The following is a 15,508-nucleotide window of genomic DNA, read 5'->3' as shown; positions in this document are numbered from 1 at the left end:
CCTAGAACATCATCAGTTGCTAGGGTTGGTTAAAAACATCCGTCAGCGACATCGGTTGCGAGAAGCTCAACTTAAGGAGATTTGGGCTGATTCTCCTTAAGTTGAAGCCAGTGACCGCCGTACGCCCTCTGCCAGAGGTGATCGATTCAAACGATAATTCTTGGATTTCGGGATCTTGCGTATCGGAGGGCGCATGGCGATGCGCCCCTACGAAAATTGTGGTTTTTGGATCGTTATCATGAAGTCATTAACTTGACCATAACTGATCTCTAGGAAATGCCAAAAATCTTGTTTGTTTGTGCGCAAAATAAGCTGAGAAGTCCAACTGCTGAAGCGATTTTTTCGAGATTTGATCAGTTAGATTGTTTGTCAGCGGGAATTCATTCATCGGCTAACAACCCACTCGATCGGGAGCTGATTGCATGGGCAGATGTGATCTTTGTGATGGAGAAGAAACATAAAGCCAGAATTCAACAGCGATTTCGTTCGTCTCTCAATGGCAAAAGAATCATATCGCTAGACATCCCAGATCAATTTCAATATATGGATCCAGCACTGATTGCACTGCTTGAGAAGCGTGTTGGTCCACATATTCAGAAATTTCTCTAGGATTGTGAACGATCGAATGCTGCGAATTAGGATTGATTGCGTTCGATCAATGTGATGCTGGAATCTGTTGATTTATTCTGAAAATTCCACTTTGTCGTATAAATCTGCCAAGGCAATTTCTAGGGCGATCGACTCCAATTTCAGGGTCGCTTCTAACCCAGCCACATCATTCAACAACCAGCCTTGATCGCGCTTGACATAATGGGTGACAAGCGGCCAGGTTTGCGAAATGGCTAAATACTCCCCAAAGCCAGGAATCGTTCGATAGGCTCTGAACTTATCGCCAATATCATAATCTTCGGTTGATTTTGACAGCACCTCCGCCAACAAAATCGGATTCATCACGGTGTCCTTGCGCCCCGGTTTTAATTCCAAGGGATCGCGTGTCACCATCACATCGGGGTAGGTGTAGCGATCGGCTTCGGGAATCCATAACCGCTGATCGCTCGAAAACACATCGTAGGGCTGACGTTTTAGGCCCATCTTCAACAGGGTAGCAAGGTTGACAATAATCCGGTTGTGGTTAGGTGTGCCGCCCGTCATGGGAGTGATGATTCCTCGATCATAGTCGTGGCGATGCTCAGAGCGAGTGTCTAGAGCAAAATAGTCGTCCTCTGTTTGTTTTGGAGGGCTGGCAACGGGCTGGACAGATGTAGCAACCATACTGGATCACTCCAAGAAAACGATAAGCAGGTAGTCAGGTAGGTTGGGTTGAGGAACGAAACCCAACAGTGTATTGAATTTGGTATGGACTATTTTGAATTTGGTTAGTATTTAATTTGGCATTAATCGTGTTGGGTTTCGCTAGCTCAACCCAACCTACCAGCTACTAACCACTTCATGATGCGATCGCGTAGGTTTGTTTGACTTGGCTGAGACGAACGGCGAAGGTTAATGCTGCCAATAAATCTTCCGATTCTAAATCATCATAATCGGCTAACACTTCAGCATGAGTCATTCCAGATGCGAGTAACTCTAGAAGAAACTCAACTGGATATCGCAGACCGCGAATACAGGGTTTTCCGTGGCATAGTTGCGGATCGATCGTGATCCGTTGCAGGAGTAAATCAGCGTTGGGAACAGACATGATGATCGCCCCCACGGGCATAAAACGACTATGACTATTGTTGCGACTTTGATGGGAACGGGGCAAGCTGATCGCCCCCTGCGCTCCTACAAGAAATTCAAAGGATCAACGTCGATCGTGAGGCTGACACCCGGCAAGCAAGCCGATCGCACCTCTAGCAAATTGGTCGGGCGATCGCCCTCGGGGGGAATGCGGATCAGCACTTGCCAGCGGAAGCGGTTGGCAATTCGCCCCACTTGCGCCCGCTCTGGCCCCAACAGATCGAACACGCGGTCGCCCCGGGCCGTTTCCAGTAGCGCCGCCACCTGCTCGGCACTGCGCCCCACCGCCGCCTCGTCGGGGCCACTCAGCCGCAACAGAATCAGTTGCCCCACTGGTGGATAGTTGAGCGCCGATCGCATCTCCCGTTCCTGTTCCAAAAAGTTGGGGTAGTCGTAATTGGCCACCGCCCCGATCGCCGGGTGTTCCGGGCTGTAGGTTTGCAAAATCACCCGCCCCGGTTCCTCGCCGCGCCCGGCCCGGCCGGCCACCTGCAACAGGGTTTGCACCGCCCGCTCACCGGCCCGCACATCGGACAGATTCAGCAACCCATCGGCGGCGATCGCCCCCACCAGCGTCACCTGCGGCAAGTCGATCCCCTTGGTCAGCATCTGCGTGCCTACCAACAAATCCGCCTCACCCCGGGCAAAGCGATCGAGCAAAATCCGGTGGGCATCCTTGGTGCGCGTCGTGTCGCTGTCGTAGCGCAAAATTCGCAGGTCGGGCCATTGCCGCTCCAGTTCCCGCACTACCCGCTGCGTGCCACTGCCGAAATGCTTCAGGTAGGGCGACCCACAGGCGGGACAGGCGGGCGGGTGCAGTTGCCCAAAGCCGCAAAAGTGGCAGCGCAACAGGGGTTGAGCCGTTTCCCGTTGGTGGTGAAACGACAGGGACACATCGCAGTGGGGGCACATCATCACATGGCCGCAACTGCGACAGGACACGAAGGTGCTGTGGCCCCGCCGCTGCACAAAGAGGATCGCTTGGCGGCCGGCGGCGATCGCCTCGGTGATGGCCCCTTGGAGCGATCGGCTAAAAATCGATCGATTGCCGTCCCGCAACTCCTGGCGCATATCCACCACCTCGACCGGCGGCAGGGGGCGACCATGCACCCGATCGGGCAGGGACACATAGACCGGCTGGCTCGTCCAGGTTTCCAGGGAGGGCGTGGCTGACCCCAACACCAACGGGCAACCGACCAGGCGCGATCGCCACTGGGCTACCTGTCGCGCGTGGTAGCAAGGAGCCGGGGAATCTTGCTTGAAGCTGGGATCATGTTCCTCATCCAGCAAAATCATGCCCAAATGCGGCAGGGGCGCAAAAATCGCCGATCGCGTGCCAATCACCACCTGGGGCGCACCGTCTAGCATCTGTCGCCAGGTGTCGTAGCGTTCCCCGTCCGAGAGACCGCTGTGATAAACGCAAACCTGGGAGCCGAACCGGGCCCGAAAGCGATCGGTCAGTTGCGGTGTGAGGCCGATTTCCGGCACGAGCACCAACGCCGACTGACCCCGCGCCAGCACTGGTGCGATCGCCTGGAGATAAACCTCCGTTTTGCCGGAACCCGTCACCCCATGCAGCAGGGCCGTTTGACCCGGTTCCAAACCTTGGATTGTTTCCAGGGCGGCGGCTTGGGCCGGGGTCAGGGTTTTGGGGCGATCGCGCTGGCCCGCATCATGGCGATCGCCGCGCAAAATTTCCCGCGCCTCCAGTAGCAACCAGCCCTTTTCTTCAAGCGATCGCAACGTGCCACTGCTGGTGCGCCCCAAGGTAATCAACTCCTGAGCCAGCAGTTCCCCGCCGCGCCGCTGCAAAATGCCGACGATTTCCCGTTGGCGCGGGGTCAGCGGTTCCCCTTCGCCAATCAGGATCGCCATTTGTTGGCGCTTGGGCTTGGGGGCGTTGGGCGATTCCAAATAACTGATCAGCCAGCCGCGCCGCACCAAGTCCCGCAACCCCCGATCGCCCCCGGGAAATTTCTGTTGCAAAAAGCGCCAACTGTAGTCGCGCCCCGATTGCGATCGCAGCCATTGCCACAACCGCAGGGCGATCGGACTCAGCAGGGTTTCCGCCACGCCTGCCGCCGCCGAAGCCGGTAACGGGTCTGCCAGTCGTACCCGCCGCGATGCCCGCCCCAACACCCCCGGCGGCAGGGCCACCCGAGCCACCTGAATCAGCGATGCGCAATAGTAATCGGCCACCTGCGCCAACAGTTGCCAATAGTCCGGGGCAAACAGCCCGCTCGCTACGACTCCTTCGACTTCCCGCAGCCGATTGGGGTCAATCGCCTCGGGCAACTGCTGCCAACAACGCAGGGCGATCGCCCCCACCGATCGCCCCCCAAAGGGCACGGTCAGCACGTCCCCCGGCCCGATCGCCTGGTCTGCCCCGATCGTGTAGGTGTAGGCCTCTGTCACGCCCGGACAGTCCACCAACACTTCCACATAGCCCGCGGCCGCCGCCAACTCGGGCAAGACCGGCGCGATCGACGTTTCTCGTAATTCGGTTTCGAGCATCTGCCTCACCGCTCGATCGAACCCCTACCCTACTCGATCAGGGCGATCGACCAAAAGTTATGCAACTCTATAGCGCTTTCCTTTGGGGCAATGGGCAACAGTCTTTGTTGAATCAGTCGTCAACAATCAAAACCCCTGTTCCACAAGGTAAAGCACGTGCATGGAACTCTGCGGATACCTTGCATGAATCAGCATGAATCTGATCAATCTTCTTGCGCAGAGCCTTGACCAACTTCTGACTCTCTTCTACAAAGACCAAAACATCTGAATACTTGTAGACATAGCCATTGATCAAATGTCTTCTTCGAGTCTTATATAGTTTCTGATGAAATTGCTGAATCTGTGATCTGATAAAGGTGTTAATAAATTCATTCAAGCCGTGATCTAGCGCACCCAATGCATGAATTTTTGCAAGAGCTTCACTAAACGGCCCGTCCACATCTCCGGCTCGGATTTCGTTTAGGATGTTCCGCCAGGCAATATCCCAAAGAGAACCAGAACGTAGCAGTTCTTCAATTTCACTGAGCAAACCACGAGCTTGATCAATATTCATCTGCTAACCCCTTATCAATAAGAGAGAACAACTGAGGAGTCGAAGCAAGTCCTTAAATACCGAGGTAGTCTGCTACGCGCTTGTCAAAGCTCTCGAAAAACTGGGCATCTTGCTGATAAACCTGATTGATTAGCGCATTGCGTTTGACAGACTCATGATGATCAAGAATTTGGAAGACTTGATTCACAAGCTGAAAAGCCCCGATTGCCATCAGCGGTACAGCAACAATATTGAGAATAGGGATCAATGCCGGAAAAAAGGCAGGAATTGCCGCAAACGCTGCTCCACTAGCGGCCCCCAACAAAGCGCCTTGAAGTGTATCGAAAAAAACGGCTGCGATCGCCTGATCAATTTCCATTTCACCGCGATCAACTGCGAGAAAGTGCTCTAGACCTGAAATGAGAAGGGCAGCAACAGCACCAGTAATTGCACCAGTAGCAGCAGCGTGGCTAATTTCAGCGATCGCTGCCTTAAATTGATAGTTCCTAACAGCTTGATTGGGATTGCTAGCCCCTCTACTGACTTCAGCCCCAGAAACATTCGATTCCCTGACATGGGGATTCGTTGATTGGCGAGTTTGCCCCTTGGGTGTCCTAATTTCTTGTTTGCCGTATACCTGACTGTTTGCAGCGCGATCAGCCGCCTGGGAGTTGAATTTGAGCTGTTGCTCTTGAACAACTTTGCCCGAAGATCTGATGCAGACTCGAATATCAGGCGAATTTTTGCCAGTGACATTAGGAACTTCAACTCGGTAGCGACTGCCTAGGTGAAGCTGCTGATCCAGAGCATCGAGATACTCAAAGGCAAATCCTTCTCGGGAAGGCGTTGGAGATTTTGCCAGTCGAGCCATTTTCACTCGGAATCGAGCACCAATTTCTCGGATGTTCTGCGATGCAAGCCGAGCACCTGCACTGGCTTGAAAGCCGAGGCCGGCTGAAAGTAAAGACTCCGCAGACTTTCTAGTGAATTTCATGAAGGGATTGACGCAGTGGAGGGAGCGTACTTAATGACTGATTGTAGACGATTTGCATCTGGGATTTCTAGAAGAAGAAAATATATAACCTCACATGAAGTGCCAGGTAACTGACAAGTTCCCAGAAATCCTTATGTTGCAGTAGGTTTGGTTGATTTTCGCAAAACTCAGCGAGTGTACTACAACTGGCTTATTTTGCTTATGCCAAACTTAAACAATCCAGAAGGTAATCAATTCCAATGGCTTACAGTGACTTTACCCTTGACCGGATTGTTAGTGACTTTGGCATCGACGTGATCGAAAGTCGGGACTACTTCGCCGATCGCCCCGTTGTCGCGCCTCCCGACTGGCTGGCACAATTTTTGCAAATCAACACCCCGATCGCAGTCGCCATCAACACCGAAAAAGCCCGCTCCGAAATGATCATTGCACCGATTCTGTTAGCGCTAAAGCATTGGTTTAATGATCAGATCAGCCTATTTTCGGGCAATGAATTCAATGTGGATTCAGAATTGGGTCTCACAGGTCGGGTTGATTTTCTCATTAGTCAATCCTCAGAGCAACTGTGGATTAAAGCGCCCGTGTTGACCATTGTGGAAGCCAAAAACGAAAACCTGAATGCAGGCTTGGGGCAATGCATTGCCGAGTTGATTGCCGCCGATCGCTTCAATCGGCAACGCGGGAACGAGCGATCGCCCCTCTATGGTTTGGTTACAACCGGTTCTTTGTGGAAATTCCTGGAATTTCGGGGTGATCAAGTGACGATCGACTTGCGGGAATATGCGATCGAACCGCTCGATCGGCTCTTTGGCATCCTGGTCAGTTGTGTAGAAGCAAAATCGCAGAACTCGAATTAACCAATCAGCGAGGTCATTAACGGTTGGCCGATTCAGTTCCAAACTGAATTTTCGGGTCAAATTCCTGGAAAACCGGTAACTGATCAACGCTGCTACAGATTCATCGAGTCGTTGGGGATTAACGGCCCGATCGAGCTTCAAGGGCAGCGCTGGCTGAGTGGCTCGATCGAATCGCTATCGGACTCATGATCAAAAGCAATCGATTTCCCGCCCGATCGACCGCCTGTGGTTGAAACGAGCGTAGTAAGATTGCCTAGGGTCATCGACCAGCCCGTAATGGTTTGGGGTCGATCGCTCTAGTCCAGCATTCCGCGCGATCGCGCAAACGCTTATGGTAGCCCTGCAAGATAGTGTCTTCTCGCTTTTCGCAGACGGTAAGCGCCTGGTGCGCGATCTCGAAACCCACGGCGCTTTAGCCTTCTATGCGCCCTTGGAAGGGGGCTACGAAGGTCGCTATATTCGCCGCATCCGAGCCAATGGTTACACCGCCGTGAAGTTGACGGCGCGTGGCTTAGGCGACCCGAATACTTACCTGACCGGGGTGCATGGGGTTCGTCCCGCCCACTTGGGCAAGAGAGACATTCAGACGTACTTTATTCCGCCCATCATTGAAACGCAGCTTACGGGCCTGTCGCCCCGTTCCAAGGGCTTGCTGATTTGGATCCTGGAAGGGTTTGTGCTCTCGCGCCAGGAAATTGAGTTTCTTTGCGCTCTGCCGAAGCTGGATCCCCGCGTGAAGGTGGTGGTGGAAATGGGGGGCGATCGGGCCCTGCGTTGGATGCCCCTGAAAAACACGCCTGTGTAGCACTCGGGTGGGCTAGGCGATCGTCTCTGACTCGCTTTGCTCGATGCTTAACCAGAACTGAGATGCATCCAGAAGGCATTCAAAAGCCATCCAAAATAACCAAAAACCAGCGGCCGCTTCTGGCTGCTGGTTTTGTGTTGTCTAAGCGACGGGAATCTAGGGCGCTAGGGTGCTAGTTCAGGCTGTAGGCAGATTGCAGCGCCCAAACAATCAGGGCTACGATGCCGCCCAGGATGAAGGTGGCAGAGAGGGCGATCGCCACGGGGCTATCGGCTCCCTTGAATTTCATAATGCCGCGATCGAGGTCTGACATGATCTTGTGGGGGTTGCGAAAGAGTTGCGAAAGATTGAAGTAGCTCGCCCGGGGAGATCGGCCGGTGACAAAATCGAGGAGTTGCGGGCCCCGGCGAGGGGACGGGCGCTCGATCGCTCGGTCGATCGCTGCTGAATGGGGGCTAGGAGCCAAACGAAATCGTAAAAATTTCCGGTACTGATTTTAGCGAGTCCGGACAGAAAACGGCCGCCTAATTCAGCAGTGGGGTGGGACTATTCTGCTTTGATGACATGCTTGCAGTCCTCGATCGTCCCCGGTTTGAGGTGAATGGGGTGGGCGATGGATGCTCGGAGGATGCGAGGAAACCGGGGGATCGGGGGTGATCCATGAATTGGGGATCGTGGTTATCGGCTGAGGAGTTGAGAATGGTTGTGGCGCAGTGGCTCCTGTGGGGATGCTTCGGGGCGATCGCCCTATTCGCAATTGGGGAAGGGGTTTTGCGGTGGGGATTTGGGTTTGGCCACCCACCGCTTTATGTGGCTGATCCCCACACGGGGTATCGCCTGAAGCCCGATCGGCAAATTCGGCGCTTTGGCAACCGGATTACGGTGAATGCTTATTCCATGCGTAGCCCGGCCCTGCGGGAGGGAACCACGCGGGTGTTGCTGTTGGGGGATTCCATCGCCAACGGGGGCTGGTGGACGGATGATCAGGCCACGATGGGGGCTTTGTTGGAGCGGGGCTTGATGCAACGGTTGCCGGCCCCGGTGCGCGATCGCCCGATCGAGGTTTTAAATGCCTCGGCCAATTCCTGGGGCCCGCGCAATGAGCTGGGCTATCTCCAGCGCTTTGGCACGTTTTCGGCACAAGTGGTGGTGTTGCTGCTGAATACCGATGATTTGTTTGCGATGGCTCCGTCCTCATTGCCGGTGGGCTTGGATCCCAACTATCCCGATCGGGAACCTCCCTTGGCTTGGCTGGAACTGTGGCAACGGGTGCGGCCGCCCCAAATGCCCCCTCAATTGCAAAATCGCCCCCCAGAACCGGGCGATCGGGTGGGGCTGAACCTGGCCGCGATCGCCCAAATTCGTGATTTGGCCCAAGGGAACCAGGCAGATTTTCTGGTGGCAATTACGCCTCTGGTGCGGGAGGTGGCGGGCCAAGGGCGTGACTATGAGGCCAAGGCCCGCGATCGGCTGGTGGCGTTTGCCCGCCAGGAGGGCATTGAACTGCTGGATTTTCTACCGGATTGGCGGCTGGCTAATCGATCGGGCCTCTTCCGCGACTCCATTCACCTCTCGGAGTTGGGCAATGGATTGGTGAGCCAGGCGATCGTGGATCGGGTGGCCAGTTTGCTCACCCTCTCCCGATCGCGCTAGGCCGCGGGTTGGTTGTCCTGATCCTTAGCTGCGGAGGGTCGCCCCAAACTTCTCGGTAATGGCATCGCGCACCTTTTGGTGCAACGGTTCCACATCCTCATCGGTCAAGGTGCGATCGGGACTGCGATAGAGCAAGCGGAAAGCCAAACTGCGTTGCCCCTCCGGCACTCGATCGCCCCGATATTCATCAAACAGCTCCACCTGTTCCAGCAAAGGCCGACCAGCCTTAGCCATGGTGCGCTCCAGCTCGGCCACGGTCACCTTAGTTGGCGCAAAGAAAGCCAAATCGCGGCTGCTGGCGGGCAGGGTGGCATAGGGCGCAAACTTCGGTTGGGGCGGTGCATCGTCGATCGCCACCTTGTAGATCGTTTCCAGATCCAGCTCAAACACGTAAATCTCAGCGGGCAGATCCCGCGCTTGGCACAGCTCCGGGTGCAGTTGCCCAAAGGTTCCTAGGCGGTTGCCCCGCAACCACAGAGAAGCGGTGCGCCCTGGATGGAGCCGAGCATCGGCGCGATCGGCCTGGTATTCCACCGACAGATTCAAGCGATCGAACACTGCCTCTAAAATGCCCTTCGCCTCATACCAAGTCAGGGGTGATTCCTTGCCGCCCGCCGTCCAACGGCCACGCCGCGCATCGCCCCCCAGGATGCCGCCGAGCTTGTCTGCCTCAAACAGTCCATCCTCCTCAGACCAGAACACACGGCCAATTTCAAAGCCGTTCAGCCCGCCGTTGCCCTGTTCCAGGTTGTATTGATAGGCATCCACGAGACCGGAAATTAGCTCCGTGCGCAGGGCTGAATATTCCGCATAAAGGGGATTGGCCAAGGTCACTTGGCGGCCGCCCGCTGGCTTGCAAAGGGAATAGTGCATCAGTTCCGTCAGGCCTTCCGCCCGGAACAGTTCCCGAATCTGACGCAGCAGGGCAATGTCTGGCGGCAAGCAGCCAAATTCGCTCTTGGGCGGCAGGGTGCTCGAAAAGCGGTTGTAGCCAAACAGGCGAGCCACTTCTTCAATTAGGTCAATTTCCCGCTCCAGGTCTCGATAGCGATAGGGCGGCACGATCACTTCCCACTCGCGGCCGCCACCTTCGGGGGTTCCGGCGGTGGTCACACGCAGTTGGCAACCCAAGCTGCTCAGGATTTGTTCCACGGCCTCGGCGGGCACAAAGTCGCGCAGGTCGCTCGCTTCATCAATCTTTTCACCCTCGGGCGGTTGCAGGGGCCCCAGGATTTGGTGCAAGCGATCGAGCCGCAGATTCAGAGTGCGGCTGAAGGTTTCTAGGGGCGGACGAGCATCGGCCTGGTCGCGGGCTACCACTTGTCCACCCGCCAATTGCAGAATCAGATCGATCGCCCGTTGCAGAGCCAAACCGAATTCCACCTGATTGGTGCCCCGTTCATAGCGGGTGGAAGCCTCCGTGCGGATCCCGATCGAGCGAGCCGATCGACGCACCGCCGCCGGTTCAAATAGGGCCGCTTCCAACAGCAAATTGGTCGTGCTGCTATCAACCTCCGTTTCCTCACCACCCATCACGCCGGCCAGGGCGATCGGGCGATCGTTCCCCGTAATCAACAGCGCCTGGGGCGAGAGCGATCGCTCCTGACCATCCAGAGTTTTCAGCGTTTCACCCGCCCGGCCATAACGCACCCCGATCGCCAGCTCCGAACCACCGCAGATCCCTTGCAGTCGATCGCGATCAAAGGCATGGAGCGGCTGACCCCACTCCAACATCACCCAGTTAGTCACATCCACCACATTGCTAATCGGCCGCACGCCCGCCGACTGCAAGCGGCGCTGCAACCAATCCGGCGACGGGCCGATCGTCACGCCCTCAATCACCGTTCCCACATAGGTCGGACAAGCCTTGGATTCGCTAACCCGCACCGTCACCCCCGATCCCAGGCGATCGGGCAAAGTCGCCGTGGTTGGCGGCAATATCACCGCACCCCCCACCAGCGCCGCCACTTCCCGGGCAATTCCCACCATGCTCAACGCATCGGCCCGGTTTGCCGTTGAAGTCACGTCCAAAATCACATCGTCCAGCCCCAACAGCGGCCGCACATCCATCCCCGCCGCCAGAGACTCGCCCTCCGCAAACACGTGGATCCCTTCCGACTCCTTCTCCAGGCCCAGTTCACTCAGGGAGCAAATCATGCCCGCCGAAGGAACCCCCCGCAACTTCGTGGGTTTCAGCTTCAAATCCACCGCTGGCAGATAGGTGCCCACCGTTGCCACGGCCACCGTTTGCCCCGTCGCCACATTCTTCGCGCCGCAAACAATTGTTAAGGGTTCCGCCTGACCCACATCCACCGTACAAACACTCAGGCGATCGGCGTTGGGATGTTGCTGGCGATCGAGCACTTTGCCCACCACCACCCCATCAGCCAACGCCCGCAAATCCTCGATGGATTCCACCTCAAACCCTGATAAGGTCAGAGTTTCGGCTAACTGCTCCGCCGTCGCGTTGAAGGGGACCAGTTCACGCAGCCAGTTCAAAGAGATACGCATGAATTCAGTCTATCGATCGAGAATTGAATACTTCAGGTGGCGTGGTACTAGCCGAAGAACGGTAGTGGTTCTGTTCCATCCCAGCCCCAGACGCATAACCAACCCACTGCTGCTAAACCTTGGTCTCTAAACCTTGGTCTCTAGACCTGGGCTAACCCAACCCGACGGGACACCATCCGCTGGCCATCTCCCGTTGGGTATCCCCCCTTAGGCATCATCGAGCGTGCTTGAGCGACCCACCCTGAGCCACAAAAGTCACCCACAAAGCTACAAAGTGTTCGGAAAGGTCAGCCAATTGGCGCAGCAGCACAGTAGGCTAGGAACGTCAGAGGCGCATCACTGCTCCCGGATGAGCATACTGCTGGGGGAACATCCCGGAAACTAGGCGTGATTGCTGCTAAATCTAAGCAACTCGAACAATCGAACACACCATTCCCTGAGGGGTGATCACCCTTCGGAAATTGATATTCCGGGAACCAACCAACCCCATCACCCAAGACGGAGGGCAGTTTGCCAAGGGACTATCTTAGCGCTCTTGGTTGGGCCAAGGGCTGATTTTCCGGGTGTCTGTGGGATCCCGCCCGATCAAAATCAGCATCACAACCCCTGCTTCGCTGGCCATAAGTCATCACCACCCGGTGAACGGGGGCGGAATTTAGGTCAGCGAAGTGGACTGAATCCTTGGCGAATCACGCCTTCGTCAATGGCATGGTGAATGGCAAGGTTGTGTGAAATTTGGATGAAGCTAACCTGTCATCCCAGATCTCAATCCCAAATCTATCTGTGTCATTGATAACTCGTATGCTCCGAAAGAATACGTAAACAGCCCTAGCCACTGAATCCCAAAAACGCTGCCAATTAACGCTTTATCCGAGTCTGTGAATAGTTGGTGCTGATCCGCAAGAGCAATCCTTAAGCAATCAAAGTCACCACTACCCAACTCCTTCAAACCCGTGCAACGATGAGCGCCTTTGGTATCGTAGAGATGAAAGATGCTGCTCGGGCTTGCAACGCATCGACCCCGCAACCGGATCGACTCTGCAATCCTTGGTGATGCCGGATGAGCTATTGCCTAAACCCTGCCTGTCCCCACCCCGAAAATCCCGACGAGGCCGAACGTTGTCAAACTTGCGGCTCATCGTTGCTACTGGGCGATCGCTATCGCATCCTCCGTGCCCTTGGCCAGGGGGGGTTTGGCGCGACGTTTTTGGCAGAAGATATCTCCCTGCCCGGTAGCCCCAAGTGCGTCATTAAGCAATTACGACCCGCCACCACCGCGCCCCATGTATTTGAAATGGCGCGTAATCTTTTCCAGCGGGAAGCCAAAACCCTGGGCAAAATTGGCAATCATCCCCAAATTCCCCAACTCTTGAACTTCTTTGAACGGGATAAGGAGTTTTATCTTGTTCAGGAATTTGTGGATGGCATGACCCTGAAGGGTGAAGTGAAAAAGAACGGCCCCTACAGTGAAGCGGCTGTTCGGCAATTTCTCAGCGAAGCCCTGCCCATTCTGCAATACGTCCATTCCAATAAGGTCATTCACCGAGATATCAAGCCGGATAACCTCATTCGACGGGAACAGGATAAACGGCTAGTTCTCATTGACTTTGGCGCGGTGAAAGATCAGGTGCAAACGGGCCCCGTCTCTGACCAAACGGCCTTGACGGCGGTGTCGGTGGGAACCCCTGGCTATGCTCCACCGGAACAGCTCTCCCTGCGCCCTGTTTATGCCAGTGATATCTATGCCTTGGGTGCAACCTGCATCTATTTGCTAACGGGGCGATCGCCTAAGGATTTGGACTATCACCCCACCACCGGTGAAATGATGTGGCAAAAATACGTCCACATCAGCGCTCACTTGGCCAATGTGCTGAAAAAAATGCTGGAAATTGCCGTCAAAAACCGGTACCAGCGTTCCGAAGACATCCTGCGGGCCCTCGACCTGGAGCCTTACATGGACGACTTGGCGCAAAGTATGGCGCTACCGGTCAGCACCGAGCCAACCCGTCCTTCTATGGGAGGAAATTTTGGCGGGCCGCCCGTTGCCAACAACACCTCTCGTTTAGCCCAGTCCATCCGTGCCCGTCGATCGCGCCCTGAATTAACCGGCGGTCTCAGCACGGGTAGCTCCTTATCGGGGGCAGCCGGCAACAGCGGTCGGGTGAGCGGCGGCAACAAACCCAAAGCCGGTGGACCCATGCCATGGCTCAAGGGCAATGAAGTTCAAACCTATTACGCCAAAGGCCGCCGGGACTTCGCCGCCCACAACATCAGTCGTGGGGAACTGCCGAACGTTAATCTATCCGGCTGTATTTTTCGAGAGTCAAAGCTCGATAAGACAAACTTGCAAGGATCAAACTTAACGGAAGCAAACTTTGCCAAAGCCAGCTTGCTAGAGGCTAACTTACGCGGGGCCCAGCTCATTCGCGCCTATTTCCATACGGCGAATTTAGCCAAGGCCGACTTCCGCAAAGCCGACCTCAGCTACGCCAATTTTACGAATGCCAACCTTTCAGGGGCTAACTTCTGTGGCGCGAACTTGACCGGGGCCAAAATTGACGAAGAGCAATTAGCGGTTGCTAAGACCAACTGGATGACCATCATGCCCAGTGGTAAGCGTGGCTTTATGTAGAGTGCGTTGGATCGGGTTTGATCGATCGGGTTTGATCGATCGGGTTTGATCGATCGCGCCTCCCGCTTTGTCCAGTCGCTCACTTGCTCCCTCGAATCAACCCCTGATCTCAGTGGTTATGGCAGCGTGGTGATATCGGTAGCCTACTGGGTGTCAGTGTTTTGGATACGCATACTGATGTCCAGCCAACGAGATTGGGTCATCGGTGCACTGGTGGAAACGTAATCTACGCCGGTTTGCGCGATCGATCGCACCGTAGCCAGAGAGACATTGCCCGAAGCCTCAATTTTGATATGAGGAGCCTTCGCGCGAATCATGGCAACTGCTTCTTGCATCATCGCCAGCGGCATGTTGTCCAACATGATGATGTCTACCCCCGCTACGATCGCCTCTGCTACTTGCGCCAGGGATTCCGTTTCCACCTCGATCGTCAAGGGATAGGGACAGAGCGATCGAACATGTTCCACCGCCACTGCCACCCCACCAGCCGCTGCCAAGTGGTTATCCTTCAACATCACCGCATCATCCAGCCCCATGCGGTGATTCACCGCACCCCCAACCTGAGCCGCATATTTCTCCAAAATCCTGAGTCCTGGAATCGTCTTCCTCGTATCCGCTAGCTGTGTGGGAAGTCCAGTCAGTTGCTCCACATACTGACTAGCCAGCGTTGCCACCCCGCTCAATCGCATCACCAAATTCAACGCCACCCGCTCGCCGCTGAGAAGCGCCTCCAGTGGCCCTGACACCTGAGCCAACAGTTGTCCAGGCACACAGGCAACACCTTCCTCCACCTCAGCACCCCACACCACCCGATCGTCCAGCAATTGAAAAACACGCCCCGCGATCGGCAGCCCAGCAATCACGCCCTCAGCCTTCGCAATCCAAGTCGCCCGTCCCCATGGCTCCTGTGCTGCACCTCGAACCACCGCCAACGTTGCTCGATCGCCCCGCCCCAAATCCTCCAGCAACCACCCTCGCAGCAGCTCATCAACCTGTAGCCAACCCGGCAACATGCCCTTAGCCATATCCACGCGCCCTTCAAAAACAACGCGCCCAAGCCTAACTCGACTTGAGCGCCCCACCGTAATCGGTCAATCAAAAATTTTTTTAGCGTCCAAAGTGTTGACTGGGAGGGAAATTGGGGGAATTTCGGGTATGTACGCGAAAATTTTTTTTCAAAAAGTGTTGACAAGTTCGAGAAAGGTTGTTAATTTAATAAAGCGCTGAGGGGGAAGCGAAAGCGAAGCGAACCGGAAACGGCGGCTGAAGCGAA

At 55.5% G+C, this 15,508-nt stretch carries 13 protein-coding genes; 5 read left to right on the top strand and 8 right to left on the bottom strand.

Annotation, left to right across the window (positions count from 1 at the left end):
• The first annotated feature begins 276 nt into the window (after positions 1-276).
• Positions 277-609, top strand: coding sequence for a low molecular weight protein tyrosine phosphatase family protein (locus H6G52_RS18150; protein WP_190530194.1), 333 nt, complete (start codon positions 277-279; stop codon positions 607-609).
• A gap of 72 nt (positions 610-681) precedes the next feature.
• Here H6G52_RS18150 and H6G52_RS18145 read toward each other — a convergent pair whose 3' ends face one another.
• The 5 genes from H6G52_RS18145 to H6G52_RS18125 form a co-directional block, all read right to left on the bottom strand.
• Positions 682-1,272 (bottom strand): Uma2 family endonuclease, encoded by a 591-nt coding sequence (locus H6G52_RS18145; RefSeq protein ID WP_190530192.1) that lies wholly within the window; start codon positions 1,270-1,272, stop codon positions 682-684.
• Positions 1,273-1,447: 175 nt separating this feature from the next.
• Positions 1,448-1,696 (bottom strand): DUF433 domain-containing protein, encoded by a 249-nt coding sequence (locus tag H6G52_RS18140; protein ID WP_190530189.1) that lies wholly within the window; start codon positions 1,694-1,696, stop codon positions 1,448-1,450.
• A gap of 86 nt (positions 1,697-1,782) precedes the next feature.
• Positions 1,783-4,251, bottom strand: coding sequence for a primosomal protein N' (gene priA, locus H6G52_RS18135; protein WP_190530186.1), 2,469 nt, complete (start codon positions 4,249-4,251; stop codon positions 1,783-1,785).
• 112 nt (positions 4,252-4,363) lie between these two features.
• Entirely contained in the window at positions 4,364-4,804 is a 441-nt protein-coding gene (locus H6G52_RS18130; RefSeq protein ID WP_190530184.1) for a hypothetical protein, read from the bottom strand.
• Positions 4,805-4,856: 52 nt separating this feature from the next.
• On the bottom strand, positions 4,857-5,654 hold the full coding sequence (locus tag H6G52_RS18125) for a hypothetical protein (RefSeq protein ID WP_190530182.1): 798 nt from the start codon (positions 5,652-5,654) through the stop codon (positions 4,857-4,859).
• A 362-nt stretch (positions 5,655-6,016) separates the two neighbouring features.
• Between H6G52_RS18125 and H6G52_RS18120 the strand changes: the two genes are divergently transcribed.
• Both H6G52_RS18120 and H6G52_RS18115 read left to right on the top strand, forming a co-directional pair.
• The gene (locus H6G52_RS18120) at positions 6,017-6,634 is read left to right on the top strand and encodes a hypothetical protein (protein WP_190530180.1); all 618 of its coding nucleotides are present in this window, start codon (positions 6,017-6,019) and stop codon (positions 6,632-6,634) included.
• Positions 6,635-6,965: 331 nt separating this feature from the next.
• Positions 6,966-7,439, top strand: a complete 474-nt coding sequence (locus H6G52_RS18115) for an NAD(P)H-quinone oxidoreductase subunit N (RefSeq protein WP_099531486.1) — start codon at positions 6,966-6,968, stop codon at positions 7,437-7,439.
• 172 nt (positions 7,440-7,611) lie between these two features.
• Here the strand turns inward: H6G52_RS18115 and H6G52_RS18110 are convergent, their stop codons facing one another.
• On the bottom strand, positions 7,612-7,905 hold the full coding sequence (locus H6G52_RS18110) for a hypothetical protein (RefSeq protein ID WP_190356298.1): 294 nt from the start codon (positions 7,903-7,905) through the stop codon (positions 7,612-7,614).
• Between the two features lie 233 nt (positions 7,906-8,138).
• Between H6G52_RS18110 and H6G52_RS18105 the strand changes: the two genes are divergently transcribed.
• A complete protein-coding gene (locus H6G52_RS18105) occupies positions 8,139-9,092 on the top strand; it encodes an SGNH/GDSL hydrolase family protein (RefSeq protein ID WP_190356289.1) in 954 nt (317 codons plus the stop codon).
• 24 nt (positions 9,093-9,116) lie between these two features.
• On the opposite strand, the gene pheT is transcribed toward H6G52_RS18105, so the two are convergent.
• Entirely contained in the window at positions 9,117-11,603 is a 2,487-nt protein-coding gene (gene pheT / locus H6G52_RS18100; protein WP_190530178.1) for a phenylalanine--tRNA ligase subunit beta, read from the bottom strand.
• 1,060 nt (positions 11,604-12,663) lie between these two features.
• Here pheT and H6G52_RS18095 point away from each other — a divergent pair.
• The gene (locus H6G52_RS18095) at positions 12,664-14,235 is read left to right on the top strand and encodes a serine/threonine-protein kinase (RefSeq protein WP_099531481.1); all 1,572 of its coding nucleotides are present in this window, start codon (positions 12,664-12,666) and stop codon (positions 14,233-14,235) included.
• Between the two features lie 143 nt (positions 14,236-14,378).
• On the opposite strand, the gene nadC is transcribed toward H6G52_RS18095, so the two are convergent.
• A complete protein-coding gene (nadC, locus tag H6G52_RS18090) occupies positions 14,379-15,260 on the bottom strand; it encodes a carboxylating nicotinate-nucleotide diphosphorylase (protein WP_190530197.1) in 882 nt (293 codons plus the stop codon).
• Positions 15,261-15,508: the final 248 nt, after the last annotated feature.

Source organism: Limnothrix sp. FACHB-881 (assembly GCF_014698135.1).
GTDB lineage: Bacteria > Cyanobacteriota > Cyanobacteriia > CACIAM-69d > CACIAM-69d > CACIAM-69d.
Note: the sequence above shows the minus strand (reverse complement) of the source record. Positions and strands in the feature narration are given on the sequence as shown.